Source organism: Terrimonas alba (assembly GCF_042434975.1).
GTDB classification, from domain to species: Bacteria; Bacteroidota; Bacteroidia; order Chitinophagales; family Chitinophagaceae; genus Terrimonas_B; species Terrimonas_B alba.
The window spans coordinates 1-1040 of record NZ_JBHMQM010000045.1; the positions used below are offsets into that span (position 1 = coordinate 1).

The window sequence follows — 1040 nt, forward strand, 5'->3', positions numbered from 1 at the left end:
GGTTGTGCTCCGGTTCTTACCAATAATGCAACAGGTGCAGGAACACTTTGTACCGGTGGTGCCGTAACAGTGACCTTTACAGCCACTGATCTTTGCGAAGCGCCGACAGCAACAGCAACCTTCACCGTAACACCGGCAACACCTGTAGTGATAACCACTCCGGTTGCAACTACAGTAAATGCATGTGACTATGCAGACCAGGCAGCTTTGGATGCAGCCTTCCAGGCATGGTTGGCAACAGCCAGTGTAACGGGCGGTTGTGCTCCGGTTCTTACCAATAATGCAACAGGTGCAGGAACACTTTGTACCGGTGGTGCCGTAACAGTGACCTTTACAGCTACTGATCTTTGCGAAGCGCCGACAGCAACAGCAACCTTCACCGTCACTCCGCCAACACCTGTAGTGATAACCACTCCGGTTGCAACTACAGTAAATGCATGTGACTATGCAGACCAGGCAGCGCTTGATGCAGCCTTCCAGGCATGGCTGGCTACCGCTTCTGTAACGGGTGGTTGTGATCCGGTTCTTACCAATAATGCAACAGGTGCAGGAACACTTTGTACCGGTGGTGCCGTAACAGTGACCTTTACAGCCACTGATCTTTGCGAAGCGCCGACAGCAACAGCAACCTTCACCGTCACTCCGCCAACACCTGTAGTGATAACCACTCCGGTTGCAACTACAGTAAATGCATGTGACTATGCAGACCAGGCAGCTTTGGATGCAGCCTTCCAGGCATGGTTGGCAACAGCCAGTGTAACGGGCGGTTGTGCTCCGGTTCTTACTAATAATGCAACAGGTGCAGGAACACTTTGTACCGGTGGTGCCGTAACAGTGACCTTTACAGCCACTGATCTTTGCGAAGCGCCGACAGCAACAGCAACCTTCACCGTAACACCGGCAACACCTGTCGTGATAACCACTCCGGTTGCAACTACAGTAAATGCATGTGACTATGCAGACCAGGCAGCGCTTGATGCAGCCTTCCAGGCATGGTTGGCAACAGCCAGTGTAACGGGCGGTTGTGCTCCGGTTCTTAC

Annotated in this window: 1 protein-coding gene; it reads left to right on the forward strand. The window is 52.8% G+C overall.

Annotated features, from left to right (window positions below; translation table 11 throughout):
- On the forward strand, positions 1 to 1040 hold a 1040-nt coding region (locus ACFEL9_RS26235; RefSeq protein WP_385896350.1), incomplete at both ends, for a hypothetical protein.